This window comes from Acinetobacter sp. A1 (genome assembly GCF_012371315.1).
Taxonomy (GTDB): Bacteria; Pseudomonadota; Gammaproteobacteria; order Pseudomonadales; family Moraxellaceae; genus Acinetobacter.
Map to the genome: position 1 here is coordinate 40,452 of NZ_JAAZQY010000016.1, position 22,416 is coordinate 62,867.

Sequence of the window (22,416 nt, forward strand, 5' to 3'; positions counted from 1 at the left end):
CAATTAACGGCGTGAACGTCTTGCCCAGGCAAGCTCGATCTGTTTCATACGGGTCAGAGATTCCAACACCAAGTTGCGCAAGTGTCGGCAAAAATCTTCCATAAATAAAGTGGCTTGTTGTGATTTTCTGCTTAAAATTGCATCACTCACCAGTTTAAATAATTCCAAAGATTCTTGTAACTCCCGACGCGAGGTATTTAAGGTTAAAAAATAGCTACGTCTTAGTGAAGGCAACAATTCCTGATAAAACTTCATCAAATAGATATTGCCAACCATGTCGGGCTGCTGTGCCAAATATTGAAATATTAAATCATAAAATTTTTCGGTATTGCCCAAACGACATTGCTCTGCCAACTGCAGCAAAAGCTGCTGTAAGATTTCAGCTTCATCTATGCGCCACGTATCGGCAATGCGTTGCACAATATAGCCCAACAGCAAACTGCTGCTATCAAATAACGCCCGCACTTGCTGTGCCGACATTTCTGTCACCATTGCCCCACGGCGCGGAAAAATTTCAATTAGATGGGTACGTTCCAATAATAACAACGCTTCACGCACTGATCCACGGCTGACATCTAGCTCTTTGGCAATGCGCAGTTCCTGAATACGCTCACCCTCAACCAAATCGCCACTAATAATTTGCTCGGCAATATGTTGGGCTATTTGTTCCGACAAACTCTCTGATTCTTGTTGTTGCATACTGTTCCTATCTTGTTTTTATAAGATGCAGCGATGAAGTTCAGGACTGTATGATTTACAGCTACAGCATAAGTATTGAGCAGCAAACTTACTGTAACACCACAGTCCCAAACGAAGCATCTGACTTTTTTACTGCGAAACAGATCACATAACCATGACATTGTCTGACAATTTCATGGCGCTATAGCCAATTTTACACGGCTTAAAATAAAGAAAATAGATAAAAAATAAAGAATACTGCCCGCAGAAATTAGAAAAATGCACGCAGCCCCTGATAGACAAAGTAACATCCGACTGTGGTCAACAAACAGGCGAAACATTTTTTTAGCATTGCTGGCGATAAGCGATGTGCGACTTTAGCGCCTACTTTTGCCGTAATAAAGCTCATCACACTAATACCAATAAAGGCATAAATATGAATATAACCAATGGTATTCGGTACAGCGACTTCTGCTTGCTTACCAAACCAGATAAAACCCAATGCGCCTGCAATTGCAATTGGCAAACCACAAGCTGCTGAAGTTGCTACAGCTTTTTGCATCACGACACCATAACGGCTTAAATACGGCACAGTTAAACTGCCGCCGCCAATACCAAAAATCGCAGAGGCGATGCCAATTCCACCGCCTGCCATGACTTGCATTGGTGTAGATGGCAAATGATGAGATGGAGCTACTGCAACATTTGCCCCTCTAAACATTTTAAAAGCGACCCACAACGCAAAAGCACCAATGAGTAACTGTAAGCCTTGACCAGAAAGAAAATCGGCAATGCCGGCTCCCACAAATGCACCAACCACCAAACCCGGTGCAAGATTACGGAACACAGACCACATCACCGCACCTTTTTTATGATGCGCACTGACTGAACTAATTGAAGTCACAATAATGGTCGCCAACGAGGTTCCCACGGCCATGTGCATTAACACCGAAGGATCATAATTGAGTTGAGTGAACACAATATATAAAATTGGCACAATAATTAAGCCACCACCGACACCAAACAGCCCTGCTGTAAATCCGGCAATTGCACCAATCAATAAATATATGATTAACTCCATAAATATATTCCACTATTTGTAAATTCGTATGGATGTAGAAACCCGACAACTGCAACAACAACTCACAGAAGCAGGTCAGCTTCCAGAAGTACTCATCCTGAAGCCGATTACCACGTCTACCAATGATGATGTACGGGAAATTGCACAAAAAGGTGTGCAGAGTGTCTTGGTCTGTAGTACCAGACAAACGCATGGTCGAGGACAACGTCAACGGCAATGGGTATCACCCGAAGGGAACATCTATTTAAGCACATTGCTAAATTTACGAACACCTGTAAATGGGTGTTTAGCTTTAGAAGTTGCGTTAAATATCTTGCAAATGCCGAGTCTAGAGGCGCTTGATCTACAAGTAAAATGGCCGAATGACTTATACAGCCCACAAGGCAAATGGGGCGGCATCTTAATTGAGCCAATTTCGGCTCAGCAAGTAATCGTCGGTGTCGGACTCAATCTTTCACCTGTCAGCTCACCCGTCATTGATCAAAAAACCACATCTCTGACCGAGCTTGGTTTAACCTCAATAAACCGTGTCAGTTTAGTTGCAGAACTTTATCTTGCTATCCAGCAAGCCTGCGACTGGTTTAATCATGATTGCTACAATTTAGCATCCCGCTTTAATCACTATGCAGCATTCAAACAACAAAAGGTGGAATTTGAACACTTCAAAGGCACATGTGAGGGTGTTTTTTTAGGTATTCAGGATGATGGTGCGGTGCAAATTGAAACCACACAAGGTATCGAAGTTTTTTATCAAGGTCGGTTACGTCCGCTCAATTCAGCCACCGAGTCAACATCATGAAAAATTTATGGCTAGATATTGGTAACACCCGCCTGAAGTACTGGGTAACTGAGAATGAACGTGTGATCGAGCATGAAGCAGAATTGCATTTGCAATCCCCTGCCGATTTATTACTTGGTTTAATTCAACATTTTAAAAGCCTAAATGTACATAAAGTCGGCGTGTCATCAGTACAAGATCAGAAGAACAACCAACGCATTCATTTGATTTTAAAGACTCTGAATGTACCTGTGATTTATGCCAAAGTACATGCAGATTATGCAGGCTTGCACTGTGAATATGACATCAAGCAACTTGGGATTGACCGCTGGCTGCAAGTACTTGCTGTCGCCAATGATCCACAAGAAAACTACTGTGTCATCAGTTGTGGTACAGCTTTGACTATTGATTTAGCTGATGGATTAACTCATATAGGCGGCTACATTTTACCGAATCTGTATTTACAACGTGATGCGCTCATTCAAAATACCAAAGGCATTAAAATTCCAGATGCGGCCTTCGATGAACTCACCCCTGGTCGCAGCACCATCGACGCGGTTCATCATGGTATTTTATTGGGTTTACTTAGCACCATTGAACATGTAATTCGACAATCGCCACGCAAACTAATTTTAACAGGTGGCGATGCCCCGCTCTTTGCCAAGTTTTTGCAGCAATATCAACCACAAGTCGAGCAAGATTTATTGCTAAAAGGTTTGCAGCGTTATATTGAATACGCACCTATGGCAACAGAATAGACGCCCTAAAGCGTAGCAGGCTCCAAGTTCACAAAATGCGGAAAGTGCTCTGCATAATGCAAAGCACTCATTTTTAAACGCGCTGCAGCCGACTCATCTAAAGTTTTCACGACTTTACCTGGTGAGCCCATCACCACAGAATTATCTGGAATGACTTTGCCTTCAGGAATTAAAGCATTGGCACCAATAATACAATTTTTCCCAATCACAGCATGATTCAACACCACAGCATTAATGCCTATCAGGCTATTATCACCCACGGTACAACCATGTAGCATGGCCTGATGCCCAATGGTGACATAATCACCAATATTCATTTCAATGCCTGCATCGGTATGCAAAACCGCATTTTCCTGCACATTACTAAAATGCCCGATTTTGATTTTGCTGTTGTCGGCTCGAATCACCGCGCCAAACCAGACACTAACTTTCTGTCCAAGCTCTACCTGACCAATCACTGTGGCATTATCGGCCACCCAGCCATCCCATGGTTGTTGTAAGGCTTTAGGTGCATAACCTTGAAATTTATACAGCATGATTCCTTCCTTTGAGTGTAAATGTCGGTATTTGTTATAAAGTCAGCTTATTTTTTAAATTTGGGTGAGTTCAGTAAGAACGGCCATTCTTTACGATAATCCAGACCGTATTCAAACAAGGACACCAACATGCGCGCAGTTAAACCCCAAACCACTTCATCTTCAACTTGCATACTCGGAAAGTATAATTTTTGTTGAGCAAAATTCACCTCATAAGGCATGGGTGGTGCTTCCATCAAATGCTGCAACGATGCAAAAAAGATTCGATCAATTTCTGAAGGTTGTGGAATTAATTCAACTTCTGGAGAGATGAGCCCCACCACAGGTTTAACCAACATCCCATTACGGGCTTTTTGCATAGGCAAGTCGCCGATCAATTGCACATCAAAGGGATTTAACGCAGTTTCTTCCTGTGCCTCGCGCAATGCCACCACAATATTACTGGTATCTTGCGGGTCGCGTTTCCCCCCAGGAAAAGACACTTCACCTGCATGGTTATTTAATAAAGTAGAACGGCGTGTTAACAGTACTTTAGGATCATGCTCATCTGTAATTGCAATCAATACCGCAGCATGCGCTTCTCTTAGTGTTTTGGAAAAGCGCAAACGTTGCTGTAATAGATGCGTGAGCGAATGATCAAACATACTTTATTGTTCTCCTTGTTTTATTATTTCATCATAGCTGAAATGCACGAGCAATAGATAGAGAGGATGCCAAAGTCGAAATTTTCAGTTATTCTGAGAACTCCCTTCGGCAATGACGATCAATATGAACTTTTGTGGCAATTGTGGGCAAAAAACAATAACTAAAATACCGCTTGGCGATCAACAACTACGTCAGGTATGTCGTACCTGTGGCACGATTCATTACGTCAATCCTAAAGTCATTTGCGGTGCCTTGGTCACTTGGGAAAATAAAGTTTTGTTGTGCCGCCGTGCCATTGAGCCACGTTATGGTCTATGGACTTTACCTGCGGGCTACATGGAAATGTTTGAAACCATGGAACAAGGTTCAGCACGTGAAACCCGTGAAGAAGCCGAAGCAGAAATTGAGATTGAACAACTGTATTGTATGTACAACATTCCGCGTATTGGACAAATTTATGTGCTGTTCAAGGCGCAATTGTTGAATGGTCAATTTGGTGCAGGTGAGGAAACCATTGAATCACGCCTATTTAGCGAAGATGAAATTCCGTGGTCAGAACTGGCTTTCCCGAGTGTAGAAAGAACTTTGCAACACTACTTTGCAGATCGAAAGAACAATCATTTCACCACACATTTAGAAACATTAGGTTCTCGTACCGATCATACGGGTTAAGTATGAAAGCTTTAATTCCACAGCGAGTAACAAACAGTTAAAAAATAAGCCCATCGTCAAGATGGGCTTATTGTTTTCAACATGATGAAGCGATTAGGTACGGACTTTATTTGCCTCCTGATCGCAACTTGCCACCGCCATACTTACGGTACCACCTTGAATTTTACTTAAGGCCTGATCAGCTTCAGAAGCTTGATTTGTGCTCTGATTCACGTAAGTCGCTAACTGTGCATTATAAATATTACTCCAATGCACCGTAGAACCACTAAAGTCTGACAAGGTGATATGAGTCGAATTTCCAGCCACCAAATTGCCAATATTGGCACGAGCCCCACCCACTACGATACTTTGATTGCTAGTCCCTTCCACCTGTTCAATTTTGGTATTTAAACCAATCACAGCTCCATCCAATTGCTGAAAACGTGAATTGGCCAATATCATACGCAACGTTACGGCCTTATTATCTACATCAGCTGTACCTAAAACTCCAATACGATGTTGAGTGATACCATTTGTATCTACCAAATTTGCTTCAGATTGACTCAGAGTTGCACACTCACCCGACATGTCTGTTTCCGTTGCATTTGCTCCAATATCTGTCCGAATATTGCCATGTTCATCCAGCACAATTCCCAGTTTGACTGGCGTAGCCGTGCTATTCGCAAAATTGAAAGTTAAGGTCGCATATAAAGGGAAAATATAAGACTTTCCAACATTCACATTTTTCACGGTTTTAAAAACACGATTATCTAAAAAGTTCACTGGAAAAAATTTATAGGCATCAAATGAACCATTAAACTGATCCGTCCCAATAGTTTGCTGCCATTGACCATAATCTGCAGGATTTGCTGTTGTAGATTTGGTCAATAATTTATAAAAACCTTCCGTACCCGCAATTAAATAATCATTGAACACCTTACCTTGGGTAATTTTAAAATCATCAGCCGCATTGTCATTCACACTAAAATGAAATGGCCCCTGAATACGTTTATTCAATGGGTTGACCCATGTAGTTTGTGGTGCTGCCACCATACGATCAGGACGAACTTTCCGAATCAATTCACCGCTCACAGTTAAAATTGGGTTAATGGTGTTTGCAGACACTGCACCTTTCCACTGCATACCATATCCAAAGGTATATCCTGAACGGTCTGTGATCAGTTGATACTGCCCAATGAGGTGTTTCAAATCTGCGACCGTAGATTTACAGTCTGCCAAATTACAGCCATATAAACCTTGTGGCAATTGTGAATCTTCTTTGGCTAAAATTGGATAGTTAGCTTGATAAGATGCCGAGTTATTCATGTAAACCAAGGTGTTTAATGCTTGATAAGCATCATCTTGAGATACCTGTGACACATCTACCCACGGGCGTAAAATACTGGCATAAGCCCCTGAACGATAGTCACCAACCTCAACGGACTCAGCAATATTTGCCAATTGTTCTTTTTTGAGTGTCGTAATCGTTAAAGGCTGAATATCACCTGCAATGGTTCCTCCACCTTCAACAGAAAGTGCTTGTAGCAAGCGTACAATTGCAGTCGCGACCTGTATCGTTTCGTCACTACTACTTAAACTCGTTGCTTGGCGTCCTGTTAATCCACGTGCCATATCTAACACACTTAAACGTGGATAACCCGCACCTGCAGTACTGACCATTCCAATATCAGACAATGATACTGTCCCTAAATCAATATATTGATTGGTCTTTTCCTGAATAAAGAAGTGGACTTTATCTCCTTCACTACATTTACCTGTTGCCGCATTACTTTTCGGCTCAATCATGGTGATGTAGGTTTTACTGGTATCACTGCTACAGGTAAAATTCAAACCATCCACAGGATAATCCAACGCAAACTCGACACAGTCTGTAGTATTCGAGGCACAACTTCCATTCACGTAGGCTACAGTGTTTGGTTCTGGATTAATGTTGGCACTTTCTCCACCGCAACCACTTAAAGCTGCCAGCAATGCCGTACTCGCAAAAGGTAAAATCTGTCTAATTTTCATCCTGAATTCTCTTATTTTTGTTAGCGTATCGCAATGAGTTTTAATTGTCCTTGGTTACTGAGCGCTCGATGTTCCATATCTACCGCAGAAGCCAATGGGGTTAAGAGTAAATAATGACTGTTTGCAGGCAGCTGAATAATACCTTCAATAACCTCATGGCGTAATCCATTGCTGGCAGTATCCTGATTTCTAAAGCCGCCTGCACCTTCAATCACACAACCTTTCTGATCTAGAAATACCACAAATGGCCAATAAAAAGTCGGGTTATTTTGTTTAGTCGCATAAGAGTTGATTTGTATGTTCTGAATTGAATCGGATACTTTGACCAACTCATAATCAAACTTTTCAGTAAGTGGCGCGCGCGGCCATAAGTTTAAATCCTGTTGTGCTTTTAAAACTTTGGCTTTGTTTTTTTTAGTTTCAGTAAAACAACTTTGCCCCAAACTAGCTACTGCTTCTGCATGGGACACACGATAATAGTCTGCTGCTAAAACAATTGCTTGTGGCTCAATTACTGGTTTCTTTTGGAAAATTTTTTGTAGAACAGAACGATTCACACCTCGTTCACGCTCAACCACCTGCATACGTGCACCACCACCATGCTTCGTATCAATTACCCCTTCAGGCATGCTGTAAAAACGCTTTTTCCCTTCTAAATTAAATTCTTGGTCTTCTAAATATTCACTCTTGACATATTTCTCACCCGCCATCTCCATAAAACCTGATGATGTCGCATCTGTTTCAGCTTTCGCCTCAACCACAATTGCAGACTGAGAAAGAGGTGATGCAGAATTTTCTTCCAAGCCGATTACACTCGATATTTTTGGCTTGGTTTTCGCAACATCTACGCTAGATGCTTTTACAAGCTTCTGTGTGCTTGAGGTTATGTCAGTTTTCTCTGCAATTAAAGATGGCTTGGATTGTTCAACATCTTGAGTTACGAGTACTTTTTGCTGCTGTTGCATCGTTCTTGCTTGCTGAACAACAACTTTAGAGCTTGGTGCAGTTTCTTGTATTTGCTCTTTGAGAGTCTTTTGAGCAGCATTTTCCGATGCACTTTTAAGTTGTGGTGAGGTGGCTGGTATCACTTGTTGTGTAGGCACAGCTTGAACAACGGGTTGAGCCAGTTTTTGCTGCTCTTTCTTTTGTTTTTGTGCTGTTTCCAGCTCGGCTATGGTTTTCTTTTTTTCTGCGGCATTACGCTGCACCACAATCGGACGACCATCTGGCCCAATAATGGTGTAAAACTGATTGGCGTAACACACCGATCCTGTGCTGGCGAGCAGCAACACAATCGACTTTGAAAATAAAGTCCGTTTTATTTTCTGTACTGAACTTACCATCGTGTTCTATAACTCAATCCAAGAATTGTAATTTTGGTATCTGTTTTTACGTTTAGCCCCGCATAAGGGTTTAATAATAAGTTATTCACGCCTTCTTTGTTGGCTAAGCTACTGGTATTAGCAGGTATTTTGTCCTTACTCTGTAAAAAGCCAATCGATAAATCTAAATCTGTATCTGCATCAAAACGATAACCTACGCCCAAACCAAACAAACGCGCATTGTTGATAGGTACCATGGTGTTACGTTTATTATCAGGAATGGCACTGCCACGTGGTTCATAACCCGCACGTAGTTTTAAGCGATCGGTTGCTGAATATTCAACACCAATTCCCCAACTCCATGGCGACTGAAACTCAAGCGGCAAAGCCAAAGAGCTATCAGAAACATGCTCTGAAAGTAGTTTTGCAATTTTAAGGGCAGAAATTTGACGATCAAACTCAAATTTAAATTTATCCCAAGCTTTATAATCTGTCCAACCGACATCAAAATTCACCTGTAAATCAGGCATGACTTTGTATTTAATCCCCGCCTGAAAGTGCGCAGGATATTCAAAATCCATAGATACCAAACCAGATTCACTGGCTGGAATATAGCTTGGAAAGCCAAGAATCGCCGCTAGAATTTGCCCTGTCGGAGATGACATCAAACCATTGATTAACTCTCGTGGTGCTTTAGAGTTATCAATATGATATTTGCCTTTTAAACGCATTTTAGCGGCACTTTGGTACACCATACCAAAGCTAAAATCTTCAGTTGGTTCCCATAGAATCCCCAAGTTATAACTTGGGCTCAGACTCTGTTCGACTGCCAGTTGCATTTGTCCAAAGCGAGAAAAAGGGTTCATCCCTTCTTCAGCATTACAAATACCGAGCAATAAAATATCAGTAATAATGTCTGAGTTTTCTTTAAATGGGGTACAAACGACCTCATCCACCATACGCAACATCCCGATCAACTCATTCGGGAAACGTAAATCGGTGTTCATGGCAATGGCTTGATAAGACATACCAATGGAAGCCCCAACCGACAACTCATCATTCACTTGATAAGCGATGGATGGTGACAAATAAGTAATACGCTCTAGCGCAACTTGCTGCCCCATAAAATTACCTGGGTTACCATCTTCTGCGCCAAAGCCTGCAATTAAAGGCGCATACAGTGCCGTGGCAAAAGTCACTTTTGACCCTGGAGGGTTATAGGCAATCCCATTGGTTGGAGCTGCCAACGGCATGCCCTTACCCAAATCCACAAACTTTTTCAGAATAGGCACATAAAGGGTCGGATACTCTACATCTGCCTGTACTGTCCCCTTAAAGTCGGTACAGAAATCTGCCATGATCTCTGGCCCATCATTACACACGACAGGGTCATCAGAGTATCCAAAAACATCATAACCAGCAGGTACAGAAAGCTCGCGCTGCACATCAAAATGTGCCAATACCCCTTGCACATCAGTTTGTAGACCTTCAATTTTAGTCAGTGCTGCAGGGTTAAAGTGAATAGCGCTAATACCAGGTGGATCGGCAGTAACTGCATTCCCCATGGTTAAAGAGCGAATATCTACAGATAAGTTTTGCCCAAGCTGCGCAAATGCAGCGCCCGAACAGCCCGATAGTAAAATAGCGGTCACTAACGGGCGAAGTCGTATCATTTTCATGCGACTAGCCTCTTAGCGAATTTTTTTACCAAAACCGAGAATATCTAATGGGAAAGACAAACCAAGTGACACGTCTGGTGCATCTTCAGTCAAACCAATACCCACCGTACCATTAACGATGGTTTCTGGTGATACACGCACCCCGAGTGAAATTGCTAAAGTTGAACTGGTTTGATCGGCTGGTGAATAACTTTCATCACCTTCATAAAAAAATTCAGAACCAGTATTAAAGCTTTGCTGATATGACATAGTCATAGACACATCGTAATTAAACGAGTAGGCAAAACCAAATGCAAAACCACCGCTAACACCCGGTTCAAACTCTTCAATAATGCGCCCACCACGAATTTGGTTTAAGCCACTTTCTTTTAAACCATAGTTGGCAGAAGCTGAGGCAAACAAGACCACAGGATCAATATATTTACGGGTACTTGCCCCAAAACCGACCGAGTAATAACCTTTCCCTGTAGCCAAATCTTTGATGGGGTTAATTTCATACGGGCTATCACCAGTCTTGGTCGAAAGGTTGGCAAATAAAATTAAAGGCAAACGACCTGCTTTAAGTGGGAACGGCTCCCAACGTGCGCCTAATGAAATATCCCCTAAACCTGCAGCTGTAGTATCTTTTAATAAATCTGTTTTTGCCACTAAAGGTAAAGATGCCGACAAGGTCAAATTGTCACGCAAGCCATACTGTGCAGTAAAGGTATTGGTTAAAGCGTGAGTAGCATTCTCTTGAACACGTAATTGATATAATTGACCCTGTGCCATTTCAAGATCAAGTTGGGTATCACGATAATAGGTATAATCAATGTCGTAGTAAGATGAGATTTCACCCTGTTTCATCAATGAATATTGACGTTCATTTGAGGTAAAGACTTCTTCTAAGTTTGCCTCTTTGGTTGCATCACCCTCTTGTTGCTGCAATGCTGAAGATACGGCCTGCTGCCCATTTGTTGGAGTCTCTACCGCCTCGGTACTGTTTGTTTCAGCTGTTGTGGCGGAAACTTCAGCTGTTGCTTCTGATACTTCAGCCTGTTGTTCAGCTGTTGTTTCATATTCCCCTAGCTGTGGCTCTTCTGCAGCATACGCTACCCCAATTATCATTTGGATACTAAGCGCCAATAAGGTTTTATTCATCCATTTACGATCCATGATTTACCCCTTCCATTTTTTATTTTTGTATGTTGTGAACAATGCATTATTTGTTTTTGTAGTAGAGTCTTAAATAGCGATGCTCATACTGTCCATAATTCTCAGAATCTTTATTTAAATTACGCTCTAAACGTATAGTCGATGCTTTATCGGCAATTTTTTCCATGGCAAATTGTGGATATTGAATATCGACAAAGGCATAGCGATTCACGGTAGTATCTTCAACATGACGCAAATCTTTTTCATGTAATGCCAACATATTTTGTCGATGCTGAGGTGCTACATTAATTAAGAACAGGGTGTTGTTTTCCCAAACGTCCTTAAAACGTTCTTCATCAAAACTAATATTGCCCAAAGCTGGGTCAGCCACATAAACCCGCCCATTTTTATAGGCTTTATACACCACAAAATGTTTAAAACCTGCATAAGAAATTGGCACAATTGCAGGCTGCCCTTGCTTAACTAAATCTTCAAATTCACCACGATACCCCCCACTCTCTAGCCCCAAAGCAGCAACAAAGCGCTTCATATCTAACAATGAAAAACTACGACGCTCGATAATTCGCTCATACTCTCCATAACGAAGTAAACCACTCATGGTCTGTTGTTCGTTCAGTTGTGTGCCAACATAACCATTGAGCAAAGTCGTTAATGCTGCAGAACCACAGCTATAGTCATAGGCTTGGCGTACAATGCCACGGAATTGATCTTCTAAAGCAGGTTTAATTTGCACAGGTTCTCTATGCATACGGGTAAATGAATTATTTCTAGAATCCAAAGTTTCTGTATAGTGCACAGCTTCTGGATGCTGTTCTTTTAAATCAAAGGCTTGCGTGGCAGCGTAATAGATCAATGCCGAGCCCAAAGCGATCTCTAACATATATTTTTACTTTTTAGTTCTCGGCAATACCTGCCTGATATTTTTATTTTAGAGCTTTCACTCTACTTCCTTGTATTTAGAAAGATACTCGTTTTATAGAAAAAAAAACAGTGCTTTCTTTATTTTTTTGCGTACTCATGAGTTTATTTGTAAAAAAAAGCGCGTGAATTCACGCGCTTTTTCAGTGTTTAAATTAGTGACCCGAAATGGTGATTTTTGCACCTTGCTGGTAACCTGCACCACCCATCGCTGCAGGTGCGCCATAATAAGTTTGCAAGCCTTGGATTTCCATGTCACCAATTGAAGTTGTTTGTACAGCACCAGCGGTACGATCATAACTACCTAAATGAATACCTTTAATATAGTTATCTTTAGCACCGCCATGGCTAATGATTTGAATATAGCCATTGCTAGCATCGTCTTTACCAATGATACTAATATCTTGTTTTAACGTTAAGTCTTTTTTAGTTGCATCAGTAACTTTAATGCTTTCAATAAAGATTTCACCTGCAGCACGGTCAGCTGATTTCGTTGAGTTATCTAAAATACCTAGGTTTTTAATTTCTAAACCGCCCACCATTGTGGTATCAAGTTTAATCATTGCCCCTTGTGGCGCTGCACCTAATTGAATATTGGCATCCATTTTACCTGTTTTTAGAGTTAAACCAGATAGGATTGCGTTATAATTAGTATCAACACCACCACGACGAATTGAATCAGCATTATCACCAACACCTTGCTCGCCCGAAGCAGTTACACCAATTTCACCAATTTGAATATCTAAACCAGATACTTGTGCTGCAACGTTGATAAATGCACCATTGGCACCTGTACCCGCATCTGTATCAATGACCAAGTCTGCTAAGTTACGAGAGTCTAATAAATATTTACCAGCATCGTCATAGTTTGCGCCGATCACGACACCTTTAGTGGCTGTATCCCCTTGACCATTACCCTTAATAACAATTGCACCAGCTGTTCCTGTGCCACCAAAACCTAGGTCACCAGCAGCACCTTTTGCAGCCAAACCATCGTTATCGTGAATAAAAAGCTTTTCGATCTCTACTTTAGAAATACCAATCCCGATGCTTAAACCATCTTGACCAGTAGTTGCGCTTAATGCAGTATCGTCCATTGCCTGCATTGCCATAGCATTTGTAGTTAACGCAATTGATGATACCAAAGCAAGTTTAGTAAATTTTTTCATCTTGTTACTCTCCCGAGAGTATTATTTTTTTGGTTTTACCACTCAGTGCTAGTAATTGTTTTTTTATTTGATGAGGACAACACTAACACACATTCCTTGAGTAGTCGGTTTGCACATACAAAGGTATATCTGAGTTGTTTTTTGTTCAACTGCTGTTTGTCGCAATACTCGGCTTACCGATAAACGGTTATTCAGTTTTTATTCTCAACAATGATGTAAAATAGCAGTTTTAATCTCTCAACCATTCTGCTTTATGTCCTATCCTCTTCATTTTAAAAAATTATTATGTGATGCCAGTTTTTTAGCGGAAAGCATTTTGCAAGCACTTGCTGGGCTTTCACATAGTATTTATTTGCAAAATAATGGACAGTCACGAATTGCTTTTTTGGCAGATGCTTATTGTATTCAACAAAATCAGCGGCTTGAATTCTATGAAAAAACAGCATTAGACCAATATATCCGTAGTGCCAATACACTAGATTTAACTGCGCATCTTTCTTCATCAGCAACAGATACATCGGCTTTATGTAGTGTGATGGGCTTTGTCAGTTATGATGCGGCCGCCCAACAACATATTAATTTTCAGGCACGTCAGCAACCCACATTATTTTTAGGTCAATTTAAAAGTTATTTACAACAAGAAGCGACTGGTTGGTTTTTTTATAGCTCAGATGAATCTGCTGCAGAAATCTATGATTTTATCGCATACCATATACATCAAACAGCCTCGTCAAAACCTTTCCTTCTCATGACGCCTTGTCAGGCACGCTGGGATTTAACCGACTATCAACAAGCTTTTAAGCGTGTACAAGGCTATATCGTGGCGGGTGATTGCTACCAAATCAATCTGACACAAGAGTTTACAGCCCAAGCTGAGGGCCAACTTTTAACAACTGCCGCAGAATTCTGGCAACTGACCAATGCGCCTTATGCAGGTTATTTACGCATCCATGATTTTGAAATTCTAAGCTGCTCACCAGAGCTATTTATTGAATTTGAAGCAGATCGGAAAATTACCACCAAGCCCATTAAAGGTACCACACCACGCTATGATGATCCGCTTTTAGATCAGCAATCTAAACTTCAATTACAAACGTCCCAAAAAGATCAAGCTGAAAATGTCATGATTGTGGATTTATTACGTAATGATTTAAGTGTTTATGCCGAAACTGGTAGCGTAAAAACACCTAAATTATTTGATATTGAATCTTTTAATCAAGTGCACCACATGGTCAGTGAGATTACTGCAACCTTAAAAGCTGAGATTAATCCTTTTAATGTGTTGATGTCGGCCTTGCCCGGTGGCTCAATTACAGGTGCCCCTAAAATTCGGGCCATGCAAATTATAGATGAACTGGAAGGCGCGCCTCGTGGCGCATATTGTGGATCGATGGGTTATTTTGATGCCGATGGCACAGGTTCTTGGAATATCCTTATTCGTTCTATTCAAAAATATCAGCAAGATGTTTCATTATGGGCGGGCGGTGGCATTACCATTGCTTCAGATTATGAGGCAGAATATCAGGAGTGTTTTGACAAAGTTTCAGCTATGCTCAACCTACTCAACACATGGTATACACCTGCCAAATAATACAACTCAATTAAAAAGCTGAATCAACAAAAAAGCGAGTGGATAATTTGATCCACTCGCTTTTTATAATGTAAGTAATTAAGCCAAAATATCTTGTTTTAAGGTGTCGACCAAGCGCTGATTTTGTTGGTCTGTACCAATGGTAATACGTAGATATTGGTTGATTCTTGGCTTATTAAAATAACGCACAATAATGCCACGTTCACGTAATGCTGTAGCCAATTCACCTGCATCATGTTCAGGATGTGATGCGAAAATAAAGTTGGCACTTGATGGCAGTATCTTAAAACCCAGTGTTGTTAAATCTGCAACCAATGTCTCACGGCTAGCAATTACTTTGTGGCATTGTGCCTCAAAATAAGCCTGATCTTCAAAGGATGCTACGGCAGCGGCTATCGCAAAACGATCCATTGGATAAGAGTTAAAACTATTTTTTACGGCTTCCAATGCGGCAATTAAATGTGGCTGTGCAATGGCAAATCCAACACGTAAACCCGCCAAAGAACGTGATTTAGAAGTCGTTTGACAGACGACTAAATTGTCGTACTTTTCTACTAATTTCACTGCGGATTCTGCACCAAAATCGACATAGGCTTCATCAATAACCACTACAGAATTTGGATTGGCCTGCAACACCTCTTCTATGGCAGATAAACCTAAAGCAATACTGGTTGGTGCATTCGGATTGGTAATAATAATGCCGCCATTGGCTTGCTTATAATCGGCGACTACAATTTCAAAATCATCATTTAGCGGTAGTACTTTGGTTTTTACCCCAAAGAACTGACTGTAAACAGGATAAAAACTGTAGGTGATGTCAGGATAAAGTATCGGCAACTCTTGAACAAAAAATGCTTTAAAAATATGTGCAAGAACCTCATCGGAACCATTGCCCACAAAGACATTTTCAACAGCCACATGTTGCTGTTTGGCAATAGCTTGCTTTAGCTCGCTTGCATCTGGGTCAGGATATAAACGCAGCGCATCTGCCGAGTTTTCTAAAACCTGCTGTACCGCTTCCACCACTTTAGGTGAAGGCGGATACGGATTTTCATTGGTATTCAATTTTAATAAATTTTGGATTTTAGGTTGCTCACCTGGTACATACGGCTCAAGCTCACGTACGTCAGGGCTCCAAAATCGCATTTGTTCTGTAGTGATATTTGACATCTTTATTCTCTTATTTCCCCTCTCCCAGAGGGAGAGGAATCTCCCATAACTTACATATTGCTTTAGCAGACAACTAATTCTTTCAATGTAAGTTCTCTCTCCTGAGCAAATTTTAAAGCACTGCTTTAAAATGAAGCGCAAGTGAGGGTTAGGGAGAGGTTGGCTCTTTATTTATGGTTGATAACGATAACGTGCTGATCTCGCATGCGCATCCAAGTTTTCCTGTTGCGCCAGAATATCTGCAGTACGTGCCAAAGATTTCACACCATCTGCTGAGCACATAATCAGGCTTGAGCGTTTTTGGAAATCATACACGCCAAGTGGTGATGAAAAACGTGCTGTACCCGAGGTTGGCAAAACGTGATTCGGCCCTGCACAATAATCACCAATCGCTTCAGGCGTATAACGCCCCATAAAGATTGCACCTGCGTGACGGATTTCCTCAGCCATCACTTGTGGCTCATCCATACACAATTCCAAGTGTTCAGGCGCAACTTGATTAATCAGTTCAATCGCTTCCTGACGATCTTTTACTAAAACCAATGCCCCACGATTTGCAATAGAAGTGCGGGCAATTTCTGCTTTAGGCAAGTTCGCTAAGTGCTGTTCAATCGCTTGCTCGACCTGATTCAGCAATTTTTCATCTGGCGTAATAAAAATAGATTGCGCCACGGTATCGTGCTCGGCTTGAGATAATAAATCCATCGCCAACCATTCAGGGTTATTTTCCCCTTCTGCATAAACCAAAATTTCAGATGGTCCTGCAATCATATCAATACCGACTTGACCAAAAACAGCACGTTTCGCAGCTGCCACAAAACGGTTACCTGGCCCTGTAATTTTATCTACAGATGGGATACTTTCTGTACCATAGGCCAAAGCTGCAACGGCTTGTGCTCCACCAATGGTAAAGACACGGGTAACTCCTGCCAAATAAGCTGCAGCTAAAACCAGTGGATTCAGTTCGCCATTCGGTGCTGGTACAACCATAATAATTTCAGGCACACCCGCCACATGTGCAGGTACTGCATTCATCAACACCGAAGATGGATAAGATGCTAAACCACCTGGGACATAAATACCTACACGATCCAAAGGAGTCACTTTTTGTCCAAGCGTATTGCCCAAGGCATCTACATAAGTCCAGCCGTCTTGTTTTTGCGCTTGGTGAAATTCACGAATACGTGTCGCAGCCAACTCCAAAGCTTCACGGACTTCTGTAGTCAGACCATCAAAAGCAGCTTTGAGCTGTTCCTGACTTAACTCAAGTTCTGAAAACTGATGCGCTGGATGTCGATCGAACTGTTGAGTGAGTTTAAGAACCTGAGCATCGCCATGCTGACGCACATCAGCAATAATTTGATCTACAGTTTTTAAAAGTTCAGGATCACTGACAGTTTCAAAAGCCAACAAGTCTGCAAAGGCTTGTTTAAAGCTTTGATCTTGAGTCGATAAACGTCGCATCAATTTACCCACAAGGTTTGATAGAAAAGTTTAGTTTACCTTGTTTCTAGGGCTTTGTGGGAATCTATACATGGCGAAAGCAGTATGTTTTGATGGAAATTCACGTTCAAAATCATTCAAGAATAGAATAATGGCAAACATGAAAAAACCGCCATTAAATGACGGTTTTTTGAGAAAGCAGGATGATGGATGCAAAGTTAAGCAGATTGTTTTGCCAACTCGCGTTCTACCACTGCTTTTTCAAGTTGTGCCAAAATTGGATTGAGCAAATCTTGCTTGCGCTTAAAACTGGCTTTATTGACAATTAAACGTGAAGATACTTTACAGATTTCTTCTAGCGGCTCTAAACCGTTGGCACGTAAAGTATTACCTGTATCAACCACATCGACTATGTAATCACCCAAACCGACCAATGGTGCTAATTCCATTGAGCCATAGAGTTTAATGACATCAACCTGCTCGCCTAAGCTGGCATAGTATTGACGGGTCAAATTCACATATTTAGTGGCAATTTTTAAACGACCTTTGGGACGCTGCATACCAACTTTGCCCGCAGTCATCAATTTACAATTGGCAATTTTCAGATCCAGCGGCTCATATACATTTTGAGCGCCATGCTCCATCAATACATCTTTACCTGCAACACCAATATCCGCCGCACCATTTTCAACATAAGTTGGCACATCTGAAGCACGTAAAATCAGAATACGTACCTGCTTGTGTGTAGTCGGAAAAATTAATTTACGTGACTTGTCTGGGTCTTCCAGTAAATTAATTCCCGCAGTTTCCAATAAAGGCAAAGTTTCTTTTAGAATTCGCCCCTTACTTAATGCCAAAGTTAAACCATGATCAAAATTGCCCATTACGTCAAAATTAGGATCATCGTTTCTCATGTCATTCATTAATTTACTCGCTTAATTTGGGCGCCTAAACCTTGTAACTTTTGCTCTACATTTTCATAACCGCGATCAATATGATAAATACGGTCAATCAATGTTTCCCCTTCTGCCGCCAATGCTGCCAATACCAAAGAGAACGATGCACGTAAATCCGTTGCCATCACAGGTGCAGCAGATAATTTTTCCACCCCTGTCACGACAGCATCGTTGCCTTCAACCTGAATATTGGCACCCATACGTGACAACTCTGGGACATGCATAAAACGGTTTTCGAAAATTGTTTCAGAAATTGTTGCAAAACCACGGCCTATCGCATTCACAGCCATCAATTGTGCCTGCATATCGGTTGGGAACTCAGGGTGTGGCAACGTTCTAAAACTTACTGCTTTAGGACGTTTACCAGTCATATCCAACTCGATCCAGTCGTCACCGCGTGTGACTTCTGCACCCATTTCTTCAAACTTGTCTAATACAGATTCCAATAATGCAGGATCTGTATGCGTGGTTTTCACCTTACCGCCCGTAATTGCAGCAGCAGCTAAATATGAACCTGTTTCAATACGGTCAGCGACTACTGAATATTCACAACCATGCAAATGCTCAACACCAGTGACCACTAAAGTATCTGTATCTAGGCCTTCAATTTTAGCGCCCATCTTAATCAGCATTTGTGCTAAATCGGTAATTTCTGGTTCACGTGCAGCATTACGAATGGTAGTCACACCTTCTGCTAGCACTGCAGCCATGAGGATGTTTTCAGTCCCCCCCACAGTCACCATATCAAAAACCACTTCAGCACCTTTTAAGCGCCCGTTGACTTTAGCGTGCACATAGCCACTTTCAACTTCAATCTCAGCACCCAAAGCTTCTAGTGCTTTAAGATGTTGATCAACAGGGCGTGAGCCGATGGCACATCCACCAGGTAAAGATACTTTTGCACTACCATAGCGCGCCACCAATGGGCCAAGCACCAAAATAGAGGCACGCATGGTTTTTACCAACTCATACGGTGCAAACTGGTTATCAAGTGTTGAAGTATCTGCAATTACTGTGTCGCCTTCATAGGACATAGTAATGCCTAGACCCGCAATCAGCTTCACCAAGGTATTTACATCTTTTAAATTTGGAACGTTTTTCAATGTAATTGGCGTTTCTGCAAGAATCATTGCAGCAAGAAGTGGCAACGCTGCATTTTTTGCACCAGAAATACGCACTTCACCTTCGAGCTTTTTACCGCCCTGAATTAAAAATTTATCCATTAAACTATTAAGCTCCAAATAAGCTTGCTTTACGCCATTCTTCTTGTGTCATTGCACGAATTGTTACCGCATGAACTTCACCGCTGGCAATATAGCTATTCAATGGTGCATACACAGCTTGTTGACGAGCAACAGGACGTTTGCCATCAAATTGATTATCTACAATACGAAGATCAAACTTGCCGCCTTGCCCACTTACAGCAACTTCAGCCTCTGGAAAAGCAGCTTTTAAAATTTCAGTGAGCTGTTCACTATTCATCACAAAGACCTCTTATAGGACCAACGGTGTAAAAACCTGTTATTTTACTATAAATAGAAAAAATTATTCATTAATCGTATACATTATCGCAATAAAAAAAGAGGTTTATCAAAAACCTCTTTTAAAACCACCTTAAGGCTAAATCGCTAAAGGCTGGTAGTCCAGTTGCATCTTCCGATGCTTCTCTAATTGGCGTTTTAATTTTTCAGTCATCATCTTAATAGAAGTATACATATCATCCGCACAAGCTTGCGCAAACAGCTCGGTGCCGGGCAAGCGAATAATCGCTTCAGCAATATGATTGGCACTGCCTTTTTTAGAATGTTTATCGATTTGATGATCTTTACTTAATTTCACCTGCATACTATTGACCTGATCCAGATGTTTGGTCATTTGTGCAAACTTAAGTCGAATATTTTCTTCAATTGCAGGGGTGATAGCTAAGTGATGTCCACGAATTGTTATTTGCATAATTCTATCCCTCACCTTCATTAGGATTAGGAAGGCATAGTTCACATGATTGATTGCCAAATAACAGATCACTGTAGAGGTCACTTTAAATCATGTCTAACTATTCCTTCAAAGAAAAAAGATTCATTATTTAGTCATAATGAATCCTTAGAATAGACCGATTTTAAAAATTAGATCAAGACTTTTCGTTCAGAAGATGATGCAATATTTAATGACTCACGATATTTCGCCACCGTTCTGCGCGCCACATCAATACCTTCAGCTTTCAGCAAATTTGCAATTGTATTATCAGACAAAGGCTTACGCGGATTTTCCTCAGAGACGAGTTTTTTAATTTTTGCACGAATCGCAGTTGAAGATGCTTCTCCACCAGAACTGGTCGCAACATGACTTGAAAAGAAATATTTCAATTCAAACAATCCACGTGGAGTGAGCATATATTTATTGGTCGTTACCCGTGAAACGGTCGATTCATGTAATTCAACTTCATCAGCTACGTCACGTAAAATTAAAGGCTTCATGCCTTCTGCGCCAATTTCAAAGAATTCACGTTGATGTTGCACAATACAAGTCGCTACCTTTAATAAGGTTTTATGACGTTCATCAACACTTTTTATAAAGTTTTTCGCATCTAGCATTTGATTACGCAAATATTGATTATCTTCACTTTGATCTGCGCGTTTAATCATATTGGCATAAAAGGAATTAATTCTAAGCTTAGGCACAACATCTGGATTGAGTTGCACATGCCAATGATCCTGTTTTTTACTAACTACCACATCTGGAATTTGGTAGTCTGAATCCTGATCTTCAAATGCAGTACCAGGATGTGCTTGTAATGTTTTCAACAATGCCACGGCATGTTGTAACTGCGTAGTGTTCAAACCTGTTTGCTTCAGTAGTTTCGGCAAATCATTCGAGATTAAAAGCTCATAATGCTGCATTAACTGTAGCGCTTCCTGACGGTATGGCACATCTATAGCCAAACTTTCAAGTTGAATAGATAAACACTCAGCCAAATTCCGTGAACCAATCCCAATTGGATCTAAACGCTGGATATGTTTCAGCACCACTAGAACTTCGTCATCTTCCACTTCATCTTCGTAGTCCATAGATGCCAATAGATGCTGCACCGATGTAGTAATTTCCGATACTTCACAATCCAAAAAACCATTGTCATCCAAAGCATCGACAATACAATATGCAATTAACTGTTCAACTTGCGAAAAATGCAACAAATTAATTTGCGTATGCATGTGTTCTTTTAGCCCTAAGTGGCCTTGACGATTATCCTCTCGCTCTTCATATTCTGCCGCCCCTAAACTGGTCGGTAAGTGGGTATACACATCATCCCAATCCGTATCTACCGGCAAATCATTTGGCAAATGATCTGCATTTAGTTCTTTTGTTAAATCTTTCTGATCTCGCTCTTGGTCTTCGAGTGTTGATAAGCTTTCAATACTGCTTTGTTCTTCGATTTTCTCTAATAACGGATTACTATCTAATTGAATTTGAACTTCTTGTTCTAACTCTAAACTTGAAAGTTGAAGCAAACGAATGGCTTGTTGTAACTGCGGTGTCAGTGACAAGGAGTTTGCAACTTTAAGTCCAACCGATAACTTCATATCTTACTACTCTTTTAAAATAATTGATTTTCAACAACTTAATCCAATAAGCTCTAATAAGCAATTTTTATGCCATTTTATAAGATATAACATAGATTAATTTAAAATCATAAATATTTTTTAATACAGATATTTTAGTATTCTTTATTTTCTTTTTTTCAGCATAAAAAAACACCCTCAACATTTGTTGAGGGTGTTTAGAATAATGAGCTGGCGATGACTTACTCTCACATGGGTAACCCCACACTACCATCAGCGCGAAGAGGTTTCACTTCTG

General features: G+C 40.9%; 21 protein-coding genes. 4 read left to right on the plus strand and 17 right to left on the minus strand.

All coding sequences use genetic code 11. The features are described from left to right. Window positions 1–3: 3 nt before the first annotated feature. Together HHA41_RS07660 and HHA41_RS07665 are read right to left on the minus strand one after the other, a co-directional pair. The gene (locus tag HHA41_RS07660) at window positions 4–699 is read right to left on the minus strand and encodes a GntR family transcriptional regulator (RefSeq protein ID WP_168461231.1); all 696 of its coding nucleotides are present in this window, start codon (window positions 697–699) and stop codon (window positions 4–6) included. A gap of 250 nt (window positions 700–949) precedes the next feature. Continuing rightward, entirely contained in the window at window positions 950–1,759 is an 810-nt protein-coding gene (locus HHA41_RS07665) for a sulfite exporter TauE/SafE family protein (RefSeq protein WP_168461233.1), read from the minus strand. A gap of 28 nt (window positions 1,760–1,787) precedes the next feature. Here HHA41_RS07665 and HHA41_RS07670 point away from each other — a divergent pair, with 28 nt between their 5' ends. Next, complete coding sequence (locus HHA41_RS07670) at window positions 1,788–2,558, plus strand: biotin--[acetyl-CoA-carboxylase] ligase (protein ID WP_168461235.1); 771 nt, start codon at window positions 1,788–1,790, stop codon at window positions 2,556–2,558. Continuing rightward, window positions 2,555–3,295 (plus strand): type III pantothenate kinase, encoded by a 741-nt coding sequence (locus HHA41_RS07675; protein WP_168461237.1) that lies wholly within the window; start codon window positions 2,555–2,557, stop codon window positions 3,293–3,295. Before HHA41_RS07670 ends, HHA41_RS07675 begins: the two co-directional genes overlap by 4 nt. 5 nt (window positions 3,296–3,300) lie before the next feature. Here the strand turns inward: HHA41_RS07675 and HHA41_RS07680 are convergent, their stop codons facing one another. Together HHA41_RS07680 and HHA41_RS07685 are read right to left on the minus strand one after the other, a co-directional pair. Next, window positions 3,301–3,831 carry a gamma carbonic anhydrase family protein gene (locus HHA41_RS07680; protein WP_168461239.1) on the minus strand — a complete coding sequence of 177 codons (531 nt, stop codon included), beginning with the start codon at window positions 3,829–3,831 and terminating at the stop codon, window positions 3,301–3,303. Between the two features lie 47 nt (window positions 3,832–3,878). Continuing rightward, on the minus strand, window positions 3,879–4,475 hold the full coding sequence (locus HHA41_RS07685) for a CoA pyrophosphatase (protein WP_168418802.1): 597 nt from the start codon (window positions 4,473–4,475) through the stop codon (window positions 3,879–3,881). A 124-nt stretch (window positions 4,476–4,599) separates the two neighbouring features. On the opposite strand from HHA41_RS07685, the gene HHA41_RS07690 reads away from it, so the two are divergent. Next, window positions 4,600–5,148: an NUDIX hydrolase gene (locus HHA41_RS07690; protein WP_168461241.1), complete on the plus strand. Its 549-nt coding sequence runs from the start codon at window positions 4,600–4,602 to the stop codon at window positions 5,146–5,148. Between the two features lie 93 nt (window positions 5,149–5,241). On the opposite strand, the gene HHA41_RS07695 is transcribed toward HHA41_RS07690, so the two are convergent. The 6 genes from HHA41_RS07695 to HHA41_RS07720 form a co-directional block, all read right to left on the minus strand. Continuing rightward, a complete protein-coding gene (locus tag HHA41_RS07695; protein ID WP_168461243.1) occupies window positions 5,242–7,158 on the minus strand; it encodes a flagellar protein FilF in 1,917 nt (638 codons plus the stop codon). A gap of 20 nt (window positions 7,159–7,178) precedes the next feature. After that, window positions 7,179–8,501, minus strand: coding sequence for a putative pilus assembly protein FilE (filE, locus tag HHA41_RS07700; RefSeq protein WP_168461245.1), 1,323 nt, complete (start codon window positions 8,499–8,501; stop codon window positions 7,179–7,181). Continuing rightward, window positions 8,495–10,159 (minus strand): outer membrane protein transport protein, encoded by a 1,665-nt coding sequence (locus tag HHA41_RS07705; protein WP_168461246.1) that lies wholly within the window; start codon window positions 10,157–10,159, stop codon window positions 8,495–8,497. Before HHA41_RS07705 ends, filE begins: the two co-directional genes overlap by 7 nt. A gap of 12 nt (window positions 10,160–10,171) precedes the next feature. After that, window positions 10,172–11,314, minus strand: coding sequence for a hypothetical protein (locus HHA41_RS07710; RefSeq protein ID WP_168461248.1), 1,143 nt, complete (start codon window positions 11,312–11,314; stop codon window positions 10,172–10,174). A gap of 46 nt (window positions 11,315–11,360) precedes the next feature. Continuing rightward, entirely contained in the window at window positions 11,361–12,194 is an 834-nt protein-coding gene (locus tag HHA41_RS07715) for a C39 family peptidase (protein WP_168461250.1), read from the minus strand. Window positions 12,195–12,387: 193 nt separating this feature from the next. Beyond that, window positions 12,388–13,401, minus strand: coding sequence for a DUF6160 family protein (locus tag HHA41_RS07720; RefSeq protein WP_168461251.1), 1,014 nt, complete (start codon window positions 13,399–13,401; stop codon window positions 12,388–12,390). A gap of 253 nt (window positions 13,402–13,654) precedes the next feature. Between HHA41_RS07720 and HHA41_RS07725 the strand changes: the two genes are divergently transcribed. After that, the gene (locus tag HHA41_RS07725; RefSeq protein ID WP_168461252.1) at window positions 13,655–14,992 is read left to right on the plus strand and encodes an anthranilate synthase component I family protein; all 1,338 of its coding nucleotides are present in this window, start codon (window positions 13,655–13,657) and stop codon (window positions 14,990–14,992) included. A gap of 78 nt (window positions 14,993–15,070) precedes the next feature. On the opposite strand, the gene hisC is transcribed toward HHA41_RS07725, so the two are convergent. From hisC to HHA41_RS07760, 7 genes are all read right to left on the minus strand, one after another. Then, window positions 15,071–16,162, minus strand: a complete 1,092-nt coding sequence (gene hisC, locus HHA41_RS07730; RefSeq protein WP_168461253.1) for a histidinol-phosphate transaminase — start codon at window positions 16,160–16,162, stop codon at window positions 15,071–15,073. Between the two features lie 171 nt (window positions 16,163–16,333). Beyond that, complete coding sequence (gene hisD / locus HHA41_RS07735; RefSeq protein WP_168418793.1) at window positions 16,334–17,638, minus strand: histidinol dehydrogenase; 1,305 nt, start codon at window positions 17,636–17,638, stop codon at window positions 16,334–16,336. A gap of 185 nt (window positions 17,639–17,823) precedes the next feature. Beyond that, the gene (hisG, locus tag HHA41_RS07740; RefSeq protein ID WP_167846233.1) at window positions 17,824–18,528 is read right to left on the minus strand and encodes an ATP phosphoribosyltransferase; all 705 of its coding nucleotides are present in this window, start codon (window positions 18,526–18,528) and stop codon (window positions 17,824–17,826) included. Beyond that, window positions 18,528–19,784 carry a UDP-N-acetylglucosamine 1-carboxyvinyltransferase gene (murA, locus tag HHA41_RS07745; protein WP_168418791.1) on the minus strand — a complete coding sequence of 419 codons (1,257 nt, stop codon included), beginning with the start codon at window positions 19,782–19,784 and terminating at the stop codon, window positions 18,528–18,530. The genes hisG and murA overlap by 1 nt, the downstream gene beginning before the upstream one ends. A 7-nt stretch (window positions 19,785–19,791) precedes the next feature. Then, entirely contained in the window at window positions 19,792–20,043 is a 252-nt protein-coding gene (gene ibaG, locus HHA41_RS07750) for a BolA family iron metabolism protein IbaG (protein ID WP_070155716.1), read from the minus strand. Between the two features lie 138 nt (window positions 20,044–20,181). Beyond that, window positions 20,182–20,514: a ribosome-associated translation inhibitor RaiA gene (gene raiA / locus HHA41_RS07755; RefSeq protein ID WP_096902101.1), complete on the minus strand. Its 333-nt coding sequence runs from the start codon at window positions 20,512–20,514 to the stop codon at window positions 20,182–20,184. A 170-nt stretch (window positions 20,515–20,684) separates the two neighbouring features. After that, on the minus strand, window positions 20,685–22,139 hold the full coding sequence (locus HHA41_RS07760; protein WP_168461255.1) for an RNA polymerase factor sigma-54: 1,455 nt from the start codon (window positions 22,137–22,139) through the stop codon (window positions 20,685–20,687). Between the last annotated feature and the right edge of the window lie 277 nt (window positions 22,140–22,416).